Annotated in this window: 13 protein-coding genes and 1 pseudogene; 9 read left to right on the top strand and 5 right to left on the bottom strand. The window is 30.0% G+C overall.

Annotation, left to right across the window (positions count from 1 at the left end; all coding sequences use genetic code 11):
* Positions 1–16: 16 nt before the first annotated feature.
* The 3 genes from MR875_01550 to MR875_01540 form a co-directional block, all read right to left on the bottom strand.
* Positions 17–808, bottom strand: coding sequence for an IS5 family transposase (locus MR875_01550; GenBank protein ID MCI6993538.1), 792 nt, complete (start codon positions 806–808; stop codon positions 17–19).
* Between the two features lie 452 nt (positions 809–1,260).
* Positions 1,261–1,692: an amino acid-binding protein gene (locus MR875_01545; protein ID MCI6993537.1), complete on the bottom strand. Its 432-nt coding sequence runs from the start codon at positions 1,690–1,692 to the stop codon at positions 1,261–1,263.
* A gap of 8 nt (positions 1,693–1,700) precedes the next feature.
* Positions 1,701–3,005 carry a phenylacetate--CoA ligase gene (locus MR875_01540; GenBank protein ID MCI6993536.1) on the bottom strand — a complete coding sequence of 435 codons (1,305 nt, stop codon included), beginning with the start codon at positions 3,003–3,005 and terminating at the stop codon, positions 1,701–1,703.
* A gap of 210 nt (positions 3,006–3,215) precedes the next feature.
* Between MR875_01540 and MR875_01535 the strand changes: the two genes are divergently transcribed.
* The 3 genes from MR875_01535 to MR875_01525 all read left to right on the top strand — a co-directional run bounded on the left by MR875_01535 (position 3,216) and on the right by MR875_01525 (position 6,638).
* Entirely contained in the window at positions 3,216–4,016 is an 801-nt protein-coding gene (locus MR875_01535; GenBank protein MCI6993535.1) for a hypothetical protein, read from the top strand.
* A gap of 109 nt (positions 4,017–4,125) precedes the next feature.
* On the top strand, positions 4,126–5,736 hold the full coding sequence (locus MR875_01530; protein MCI6993534.1) for a sodium:solute symporter family protein: 1,611 nt from the start codon (positions 4,126–4,128) through the stop codon (positions 5,734–5,736).
* Positions 5,737–5,915: 179 nt separating this feature from the next.
* Entirely contained in the window at positions 5,916–6,638 is a 723-nt protein-coding gene (locus tag MR875_01525; GenBank protein ID MCI6993533.1) for a carboxymuconolactone decarboxylase family protein, read from the top strand.
* Between the two features lie 23 nt (positions 6,639–6,661).
* Here MR875_01525 and MR875_01520 read toward each other — a convergent pair whose 3' ends face one another.
* Positions 6,662–7,066, bottom strand: a complete 405-nt coding sequence (locus tag MR875_01520; protein MCI6993532.1) for a pyridoxamine 5'-phosphate oxidase family protein — start codon at positions 7,064–7,066, stop codon at positions 6,662–6,664.
* Positions 7,067–7,376: 310 nt separating this feature from the next.
* On the opposite strand from MR875_01520, the gene MR875_01515 reads away from it, so the two are divergent.
* Both MR875_01515 and MR875_01510 read left to right on the top strand, forming a co-directional pair.
* Positions 7,377–7,571 (top strand): hypothetical protein, encoded by a 195-nt coding sequence (locus MR875_01515; protein MCI6993531.1) that lies wholly within the window; start codon positions 7,377–7,379, stop codon positions 7,569–7,571.
* Positions 7,572–7,643: 72 nt separating this feature from the next.
* Positions 7,644–7,790 (top strand): hypothetical protein, encoded by a 147-nt coding sequence (locus MR875_01510; GenBank protein MCI6993530.1) that lies wholly within the window; start codon positions 7,644–7,646, stop codon positions 7,788–7,790.
* Positions 7,791–7,992: 202 nt separating this feature from the next.
* Here the strand turns inward: MR875_01510 and MR875_01505 are convergent, their stop codons facing one another.
* Positions 7,993–8,541 (bottom strand): DNA-3-methyladenine glycosylase I, encoded by a 549-nt coding sequence (locus MR875_01505; protein ID MCI6993529.1) that lies wholly within the window; start codon positions 8,539–8,541, stop codon positions 7,993–7,995.
* Positions 8,542–8,797: 256 nt separating this feature from the next.
* Between MR875_01505 and MR875_01500 the strand changes: the two are divergent.
* The 4 genes and pseudogenes from MR875_01500 to MR875_01485 all read left to right on the top strand — a co-directional run bounded on the left by MR875_01500 (position 8,798) and on the right by MR875_01485 (position 11,042).
* Positions 8,798–9,465: pseudogene (locus MR875_01500) on the top strand (aldo/keto reductase).
* Positions 9,439–9,831, top strand: coding sequence for a 4Fe-4S dicluster domain-containing protein (locus MR875_01495; protein MCI6993528.1), 393 nt, complete (start codon positions 9,439–9,441; stop codon positions 9,829–9,831). The pseudogene MR875_01500 and the gene MR875_01495 overlap by 27 nt, the downstream one beginning before the upstream one ends.
* 111 nt (positions 9,832–9,942) lie before the next feature.
* Entirely contained in the window at positions 9,943–10,290 is a 348-nt protein-coding gene (locus tag MR875_01490; protein MCI6993527.1) for a nascent polypeptide-associated complex protein, read from the top strand.
* Between the two features lie 8 nt (positions 10,291–10,298).
* On the top strand, positions 10,299–11,042 hold the full coding sequence (locus MR875_01485; GenBank protein MCI6993526.1) for a metallophosphoesterase family protein: 744 nt from the start codon (positions 10,299–10,301) through the stop codon (positions 11,040–11,042).
* Positions 11,043–11,049 lie beyond the last annotated feature (7 nt).

Genomic DNA, 11,049 nt, shown 5'->3' with positions numbered 1-11,049 from the left:
GGCTTTGTAGAAATCCTTATTTTTCTTGAATTTGTGTTGTTCTGTAAATGTTGTAAATTGTGTTTTTGAGTTTTGTTTCTTTATTGGATAGTTGTAGACTTCTGCTTCTATTGGTTCCATTGAATATTCTTTTGATTACACTAAATATTGATTCTACATTATTTCTTCGGGAATATATTTCTTTTTGGAATGTATTTTTACTTTTTAACCTGTAATGTCCGTTTTTTGCTCTGGATTTTAATGGTATTTGATCTTCTGCTTTTGCTTCTTCATTTATGCATTTTCTGATGAGTTCAGTATCATATGCTCTATCTGCTAGTATGTATTTTGGGTTATATTTCTTTATGTTTCTTATTGCTGCGATTGCGAATCGTGTGTCGAATCTTGGGCCTCTTTGGGCTGCGAAATGAAGTATTAATCTACTTTCTACATCAATTGAAATATGGTTTTTTACGTAGCTTTTTCGTTCTTTTCGTCTTATTATTGCGTAATATTTGTCTGCATAGTCGTTAGTAAATCCACTTCCATCTAAAGCAATTATTTCACCATCAATTTGATTATTCAGTAATATTTGTTTGTTTAATTCTTGTAATATTGATGTTGGCAGTCTTTGGAAGAATTTCTGGAGTGTTGTATAATGTGGAACCTTTTTTAAGTGCAAATATTTCTGTATTTTATCAGATAATTCTAATAAATCAGTTATCTGCCTATAAGTGCTTCGCGTGTAGATTTTTACTGCTAAAAGTGTGAATAATGCAGGTTGTGTGAAGTCATGCTTTGAAAAATAGCTTGAATATTTATTTAACACAATTTTTGAGTATTTAAATGTAAATTTAATGAATTTTAACAGTTTATTTGGCTTTATGTCTTTGTTTATTTCTTTAATTTTTTTGAGTGCTGGTTTTTCGAAACCAAAATCCGAAAGATTTAATTGCTTTGAAAACAAAATACAATTTGGAGAATGAGTATTTTCAGTGTTCATATTAATATTTATTCTCCATTTTACTATATATAGTTATATGAAGCTTATTTTTTTAATCAATGTGTAATTTCAACTGTAAAATTAGATTACAAACTTTTCAAATGTTTTTAACAAAATTAAAGCAAAAATATAAAAAAATAGAATTATTAAAAAATTTTTGCAAAAATCAAATAGGATTTCTACAAAGCCCTTTTTTTTAAAAATTTCTAAAAATAGTTATTTTGTTCTAATTTTAATTTATAATATAAAAAATAAGTTTAGAAAAGAATGAATCTTTTCTATAAATCTTTAATGTCTTCTGCGTCTAAGATTTTAACATCGCTATTTTCTAATGCTTCAAAAGCTTTTTCCATGTTTTCTAATCTCATAACAACAATAGCTTCATCAGATTTAGTACTTACAAATGCGTATAAGTATTCTAAATTGATTCCGTTTTCATCGAAGACTGCTAATGTTGAATTTAATCCATTAGGTTTGTCTGGAACTGCTAAAATGATAACTTCATTTTCTTTTACGATAAAACCATCTTTTTCAAGAGCATCTATTGCTTTTTCATTATCAGAAACAATTAATCTTAAAATTCCGTATTTGGTTGTATCTGCTATTGAAAGAGCACGAATATTAATATTTTCTTCTGCTAATGTGTTAATAGCTTTTTTAATTCTTCCTTCTTTGTTTTCTATGAAAATTGAAATTTGTTTCACTGCCATGTTACCACCTATTCATCAAAATTCCTTTCATCAATTACACGTACTGCTTTACCTTCACTTCTTGGAAGTGTTTCTGGTTCACAGATTGTTACATCCACTCTAAGCCCAGTTTCAGATCTGATTGATGCTTGGATTTGTTTTTCAACTTTTTCCATTTCTTTCATTTCATCGAAGAATAAGTCTTTTGAAGCTTCTACTTTAACTTCTACTTCATCTAAAATGTCAGGTCTTGTTACATGAATCATGTAGTTAGGGCTGATACCTTCGATTTTAAGTAATGCTTTTTCAATTTGGGATGGGAATACCATTACTCCTCTAATTTTTAACATGTCGTCACTTCTACCGGTGATTCTTGTTATTCTAACGGTGGTTCTTCCACATTTACATTTTTCACCAATTAAAGTAGTCAAATCTTTTGTTCTGAATCTTAAAATAGGCATTCCTGTTTTAGTTAATGAAGTTAAAACAAGTTCTCCTTTTTCACCGTAACCTAAAGTTTCTCCGGTTTCTGAGTCAATGATTTCTGGGTAGAAATGGTCATCTTGGATGTGCATACCATTTTGTTCTCCACATTCTTGAGCAACACCTGGACCCATAACCTCAGTTAAACCGTAAATGTTGTGGGTTTTGATACCGAGTGATGATTCGATTCTTTTTCTCATTTCATCAGTCCACATTTCTGCTCCGTGAATTCCTGCTTTTAAGTTAATGTCTTCTAATGGAATTCCAGCATTTTCACGGGATTCTCCAAGGTACATTGCATAGGAAGGAGTACAGGTTAAAATATCACTTTGGAAGTCAACCATGGTGTCAAGTTGTCTTTTAGTGTTACCTGCAGAAATAGGAACTGTAATTGCACCCATCATATTTCCACCGTGGTGAATACCGAATCCTCCGGTAAATAATCCGTATCCATAAGCGTTTTGAATGATGTAGTCTTTTTCTGCACCAGCCATTTTAAGACCACGTGCAATACATTCCCCCCAATTGTCTAAATCATTCTGAGTGTATGCTGTAACAGTTGGTTTTCCAGTTGTTCCGGATGATGCGTGTACTTCTACAATGTCATCACGTGGAACTGCAAGTAAACCAAATGGATAAGCTTCTCTTAAGTCACTTTTTGTTGTAAATGGTATTTTTTCAATATCTTTTAAAGTTTTGATGTCTTCTGGTTTTAAACCAATTTCATCGAATCTTTTTTTATAAAACTCCACATTTTCATATGCAAGTTTTACGGATTTTTGAAGTCTTTCAAGTTGCAATTTTTCTTTTTCTTCTTTACCCATGCATTCGGCTTTTTCGTTCCAAAACATATTTATCCCTATTTTTTTCAATTTTATTTTACATTGTTTAATTCTTTTTGTTCATTATTATAAATGTTTAGTTTTTTGTTTAGTTTGATATAATTGCTAATTTTAACATTGATTTATCATGATAAAATCATTAATTAAAATCAATTTTTACTTTATTTTTTAAAAAAACTATTTATATTTCTTTAATTTTAATTTAAATTGGTGTTAAATTTGAATTTTAAATTTAAACAGTGTAAAAAAGAGTTTGATGATGGCAATTTTGAAGGTGCTTTGAAGAGTTTAGAATGTATTAAAAGTGACGATAGTGATTATAAATTTGCATTAATGTTAAAATATAATTGTTTGATGGGTTTGGAATGTTATCATGATGCATTGAGCATTATTAATTTGTTAATCTCTGAAAATCCATATGTTTTGTTATTGTGGTTTGATAAGGTCAAATGTCATTATTTCCTTGATGATTTGGACAGTTCTATAAATGCATTGAATCATGCAGAACGTCTTGTTGATTTTGATGATTTTGATGAAATGATCTGCTTTGTGAAGTTATGTAATATGGTTGGTGAATATGAAATTGCATTGAAATATTGTAATTTTATCCTTGATATTGATAAGACTCATGTTGATGCTTTGCTTGAAAAATCTCTGATTGTAACTATCCTCAATGATAAGGATATGATGAATGACTGTGGAAATAAACTATTGGAAGTATGTGATGGTACTTTATCTTCATTGATGGTTCCTTTTGCACTGAAATTATTTTCTGGGAGATATAAAGATTGTTTTGATGTTATTTTGAAGATATCTCGGTTGGATTTAAAGATGTGTGAAATATTAAAAAAAGTTCTTTATACTCAGATGTTATGTGATTTGGATATTCAAATTTGGATGGACTGCAATGTTGGTTTGTCAATTGATGAGTCTATAAATTTATTGATGGATTATCATTATGAAAAAATTGAGTTTGGTGAAATTAGGGATGTCAAATTCATTATAATTAAACAAAGTTAATGTACTAAAATGTACTATGATGTATTTATAACAATCTTTATATAATTTCTTTTCAAATATTATATTGTAAATATAATAATTTATGTTTAATATTTTGAGGTAATTATTTATGGACGTAATGATTTTAGCAATCGTATTTATAATCTACATATTTGCACTTGTTTTTGTAGGTTATTACGCATACAAAAAAACTAATTCCTCTGAAGATTTTATGATTGCTGGTAAGGATACTCACCCGTTCATCATGGCGATGAGTTATGGGGCAACATTTATTTCGACAGCAGCTATTGTTGGTTTTGGAGGAGTTGCTGGTGAATATGGTATGAGTGTTTTATGGTTAGCATTCTTAAACATCATCATTGGTATATTCATAGCATTCGTATTTTTAGGAAAAAGAACTCGTAGGATGGGACATGCATTAAACTCATTAACTTTCCCAGAATTCTTAGGTAAACGTTTTAACAGTAGATTCATTCACTATTTTTCAGGATTAGTTATCTTCTGTGCAATGCCACTTTATGCAGCAGTAGTATTAATCGGAGCTGCAAGATTCTTGGAATCTTCATTATTGATTAATTTCAGTATTGCTTTACTTATTTTGTCAATCATTATTACTTTCTACGTATTATTCGGTGGTATACGTGGTGTAATGTATACTGATGCATTACAAGGAAGTATTATGGTTGTAGCTATGGTCTTTTTACTTGTATTCATATATTGGATACTTGGAGGAGTCGATACTGCAAACACTGCTTTATCTGGTATGGTTAATTTGTATCCTGCTGATGCACTTGCAACAGGGGGAACCGGATGGACATCATTCCCAGAGTTTGGAACTCCATTCTGGTGGTCACTTGTATCTTCAACCCTTATCGGTGTAGGTATTGGTGTGCTCGCTCAACCTTCATTAATCGTAAGGTTCATGACTGTTAAATCAGACAAAGAATTGAACAGGTCTGTTTTAATCGGCGGTATTTTCATTGCAATCATGCCAACCACTGCTTATATTGTAGGATCTCTTTCAAACGTATACTTCTACGATAAATTAGGTAAAATTGCTGTAGATGTAGTTGGAGGAAACATTGATAAAATTATTCCAACATTTATTACAATGGCATTGCCTGAATGGTTTGTATACATCTTCTTATTGTCCTTGATTGCAGCTGCAATGTCTACAATCTCTTCTCAATTGCACACTCAAGGTACTGCATTTGGTGTAGATATATATGGTACATTAAGAGACAAATCCAAACAAAAATTAGACCAAGTAAGTATTTCCAGAGTTGGTATTTTAATCGCTATTATCTTAGCATTAATTATGGCATTCTCACTTCCTGGAAGTGTAGTTGCACTCGGAACAAGTTTATTCTTTGAAATCTGTGCAGCAGCATTCTTACCTGTGTTCTTAGGTGCACTCTACTGGAAAGGAATTACAAGACTCGGTGCTATTGCAGGTATTGTATCAGGAACCTGTGTCAGTTTATTCTGGTTAATGTTTGTATTCAAAAAGACTGCACTCGGACTTGGAATCTGTAAATTCGTATTTGGTATTGACATGTTATTACCAGCAGCACCATGGCCGTTCATTGACGTAATGTTAATTGCAGTTCCAATTTCAGCAATATTTACTATTGTAGTAAGTTTACTTACAAAACCTTTAGAACAAGAAGTAATTGACAAAGCATTTGAAAATATAGACAACAAAGGAAGTGACGCATAATGATGATTTTAGGAATTGAAGACCCAATGATTTGGGGAGTATATGTTGGAATTATCTTATCCACACTTTTATGTGTTGTTTATGGTATTGTAAACTGGAATAAAGGAGATTAAACTCTCTTTTATTTATTTTTCTTTTTTTAATAAACTTTTTATATCTAATTTTAAATATTATTCTTCATGAAAGAATTATTTAGTAAATTTGGAAGAATCCAAAAAAATGATCTTGAATTTCATGAGATTTTTGAAAACTTTGCATTTGGTGAAGTATATGATTATTCTACATTAACTGAAAAGGAATCAATTTTAGCAACTTTGGCATCACTCATTGCATGTCAGTCACCTAAGGCTTTTAAAAAGATTTTATCTGCAGCTCTTGATATGGATTTGGCTCCTGAGGAAGCTAAAGAATTATTATATCAGTCAGTACCATATGTTGGATTTGGACGTGCACACAACTTCTTTGGAATTATTATTAAAGTATTTGAAGCAAAAGGTATTGACTTGCCATTGCTTCCTGAAAGATCAAATACTACTCCTGAAAACAGACATCAGAAAGGTCGTGAACTTCAAGAAAAATTCTTCGGTGCTGAATATATTCAGAATATGAATGATAATGCACCTGATGGTCAAGAACATTTCAATAGGTTCTTGGAGGGATTCTGTTTCGGTGATTTCTACACAAGAGATGGTTTGGATGATCAGTTAAGGGAATTCATCACTTTTGTATTGATTGTATCTCTTGGAAGCTGTGAAAATCAGCTCAGAGCTCACACACAAGCTAATTTAAATGTTGGCAATGACAAAGAAAAATTAGTCTCTGCAATAACAGTTATCATGCCTTATATAGGTTTTCCAAAGACACTTAAAGGTTTAGCTATTGTTAATGATGTATGTGGATAAAAAAGAATATTAATGTTTTAACATTAATATTTAAATTCATATGATTCTTCAACGGTAAACATGTTTCTAATTTCAGCGGTTGCATCATTGAGGAAGAATACTCCTATTTCCCAACCGTTGGATTTGTATGCTTCAGCTATTTCTGGCATTAATTCAAATGCTTTTTCAACGACTGCATCATTTTTAGTCAAATCAGCCACTCCATAGTATCTGAGGAAATGTTCTCCGTCCCATGCAGCGATTTCTACATTTGGATTTTCTTCTAACTGTTTGTATACTGCTTTGAATGTTCCAACACCAAAGTAAATTTTGTCTTCAAATAATAAGTGGAAACCTAGTGGTCTAACTTTTGGTTTGTCGCCGTCTGCGGTTGCAAGGTAAAATACTTGTGCTTTTGATAAAATTTCATCTACTTTTTGTATTGACATTTTTACACCTCTATTTATATACTCTATTTAAACTTCCAATATTTAACTGTTTTAGTATTGTCTTTATTAATTAAAATAATAACGATATAACTAATTAATTTTTGTTAAATACTATTTTTTATGCTTTAAATTATTATTAAATACATATTTGATGTTTAAAATATTTTTTTAACTTATATAATTATTTATTAAATATTTAAAATTTTTTAGAAAATTTATTAAATAACTTAGTGAAAATATATTACTATCGAAAATTATTTTTTTATTTTTGGGTGTTTTTAATGGAAAAAAGACTAAAGTGATAATTTTAATGTTGATTATTTTGGTGGTAATAGGTGTTGCTACTCATTTGTTTTTAACTCCATCTACTATAGAAACTTCAGGTTCTAAAAATATAACTGATATGATTAATAGGACTGTTGAAGTTTTGAATGAGGTTAATAATGTTATAGCTACTTCTCCACCTATGGCTATTGTATTATATGATTGCTCCGGAAAAACTTAAAGCAGTTAATTTCCAATGGATGGAAGATGAATTAATGTATGTTTCGGTTGAAATCATGGTCAATGTTGTAAAATGGTGTTGGAACATTCATTTGATGCATCAAAATTTATTGTTGGTGAAAATGTAATTAAGATTTCTTCAGGTTCTTTAAATGATTTAGATAGGATTTTCAATGTGGAAATGTCTAAAACATTAGAATCTGATGAAATTCCAATTTAAATTTTGAAGTATTATTCTTAATACCTTCTTTTTTATTAATATGTTTTATTTCATATGTCTTGAAACATGGTTTTAATGAAATATTTATATCATAATATTCTATTTTGCATAAAATTTGTAATTTTAATAAAATATGTAATTAAGTAAATAAAAGCAATGATGAAATTCCAGTATTATTTATGATTTGGAACATCATATTATTTTAATCATTTTTATCAAATTTAAAACAATTTTCTTGATGGTTGTTGATAATTCCAATTGATTCAAGATAAGAGTAAATTATTGTTGGACCTACAAATTTCATTCCACGTTTTTTTAAATCTTTGGAAATGGTTTTTGATAGTTCAGATTCTGTTTTAAATTCAGCTTTAATTATTTTTCCATTGGTAAATTCCCAAATATATGAATCAAAGCTGCCGAATTCATCTTGGATTTTCATAAATATCTTAGCATTGTTGATTGTTGCATTAATTTTTCCTTTATGACGAATAATTCCCTCGTTTTCCCGCAGTTCATTAACCTTATTATCATTATATTCGGATATTTTCACATAATCAAAGTTATCAAATGCTTTTCTGAAATTTTCCCTTTTTTTAAGTATTGTAATCCATGATAATCCTGCCTGGAATGATTCTAAAATAAGCATTTCAAATAATTTATGGTCGTCATGTGTTGGGACTCCCCATTCTTCATCATGGTATTTGATGTATATTTCATCATCGGTTACCCAACTGCAGCGTTTAATTGTCATAGAATTTATTATTGGAAATATTTTATTTAAATATATTTTATAGGACGTAATATTTATTTTGTAATTTACGAACAATTGTGCATAGGTTTATAAGTGATTTTGTGCAATAAATGTATAATTAACTAATTTTTATTTTATTTTAAAGAGGGATTATTAATGGTAGAGTTAGGTTTAGGGATGATGACACTCCGTTTTAGATGAAAATGACTTTTCAAGTGTAGATTATGATCAGGTTACAAAGATGGTTGATGCATTGATGGATGCTGGATTTAACTGTTTGGATACTGTTTATCCATATCATGAAGGTTTAAGTGAAATAGCGTTGAAAAAATGTGTTGTTGAGAGATATCCAAGAGAATCTTTTAAAATATTTGATAAATTGCCAACTTTTGCAATCACTGAAGAGTCCCAACTTGAGCCAATTTTTGCAGAACAACTTGAAAGATGTGGTGTTGAATACTTTGATTACTATTTGATGCACAATGTAAGTGGATTTTCTGAAAAAGGGTGGTTAGATGTGGATTCATTTGCTTTTACAAACAAGAAAAAAGAAGAAGGTTACATTAAGCATTTAGGATTATCTACTCATGCTAATGCAGATTTTTGGATAATATTTTAACAGTTCATCCAGAAATGGAATTTGTTTTACTTCAACTTAATTATCTTGATTGGGAAGATGAAGGAATTGAATCAAGAAAATGTTGGGAAGTTGCAAGAAAACACAATAAACCTGTAATGGTCATGGAAGCGTATAAATGTGGTTTCTTATCTGATGTTCCTAAAGAATCAGAAGAACTCATGAAAAAATGTAATCCGGATAAATCTGTTGTATCATGGGCAATGAGATTCGTAGCAAATCTTGAAGGTGTTTTCCTTGTTTTGACAGGTTCAAGTTCTTTGGAACAAGTTGAAAATAATATTGAAGAGTTTAAAAATATAGATCCTTTGAGTGATGATGAATTGAATGTCCTTAAAGAAGTTTCAGAAATTATCAATGCAAACATCACTGTAGATTGTACAAAATGCAGGTACTGTGTTGAATATTGTCCTGAAGAAATAGATATTTCAAAAATCTTTGATTTATATAATAAGGAAAAGATTCTTGGTGAAAATGAATGGTCTCCTATAGGTAATGCGTATGTGAACTATTCTAAGCTTCCGGGTGTTGGAATTGCTTCTGACTGTAGTGAATGTGAAGCATGTATTGAAGAATGTCCACAAGAAATCAATATTCCTGAAGTTTTAAAAGATGTTGCAAAAACATTTGAAACTGAAGGTTACGGTTTCTAACTTTTTTCTCTTTTTTTTTTAAATTTTTATTTTTTTTATTTCAATTTAAGCAACTTTTAATTATAATAAATAATATAATTATAAATAGTTAATTTTTATGAGGATTCTATTATGATACCTGGTATGAATAAAAAACAAATGAAACAGATGGAAAGACAAATGAAAAAAATGGGTATGAAAATGGAAGAACTTGAAGGAGTTCGTGAAGTTATTATCCGTTTTGATGAAAAAGAGTTAATCATTGATAATCCTAGTGTAAGTTTAATGAATGTAATGGGTAATGAAACTTATCAAATTGATGGTAAAGCTCGTGAAGTAGAACTTGATTATGAAATTGAAATTCCTGAAGAAGATATTGAAATGGTAGCTAATAGTGCAGGTGTTTCTGCAGATGTTGCAAAAGCAGCACTTGAAGAATGTAAAGGAGATCTTGCAGAAGCTATCATGAAATTAAATTAATAGATAAAATGACTTTAATTGCACATATTTCAGATTTGCATATTTGTGAAACTGATTTTGATGAAGATATTTTCATACAGGCTGTTACTGAAATAAATCAATTGCAACCGGATATGATTATTTTAACTGGGGATATAACCAATGGTGGTTATTATGTTGAGTTCCAACAGGCTACCCGATATTTGGAGATGTTTGAAGCTCCATTATTTGCAGTCCCTGGAAACCATGATGCTCGTAATTTAGGTTATCAGACTTTTGAAGAAATAATTGGTGAGCGTAGTTGGAAATTAACCATGGATGGTGATTTGACAGTAATTGGGCTTGATAGTAGTTCTCCTGATGAAAGTAGGGGGAATATTGGAAATCCTCAACATATGTGGTTAGAACATCAATTGGATGAATGTGCAATTAATGAAAACTTCTCTATCGTTGCTCTACATCATCACGTAATCCCTATACCTCAAACAGGGCGTGAACGCAATGTTTTATCTGATGCAGGGGATATTTTAAAAACATTAACAACTCATGAAGTGGATTTGGTATTGTCTGGACATAAACATGTTCCAAATGTTTGGAAGTTAAACAATACTATTGTTGTTAATGCAGGTTCTCTTTGTTCTAAAAAACTTAGAGGTAAAATAAAGAATTCTTATATGGTGTATAATATTACAGATGATGAAATAGAAATTTTTCTCAATAATATTGGTGGAGAAAAATTTTTATTTGGAAAATATGCAAGAAATGAGTTATAAAGTAAAT

It is taken from the genome of Methanobrevibacter sp. (assembly GCA_022775905.1).
Classification (GTDB): domain Archaea; phylum Methanobacteriota; class Methanobacteria; order Methanobacteriales; family Methanobacteriaceae; genus Methanocatella.
The sequence above is the reverse complement of the archived record's forward strand: the minus strand, read 5'-3'. Positions and strand labels throughout refer to the sequence as shown.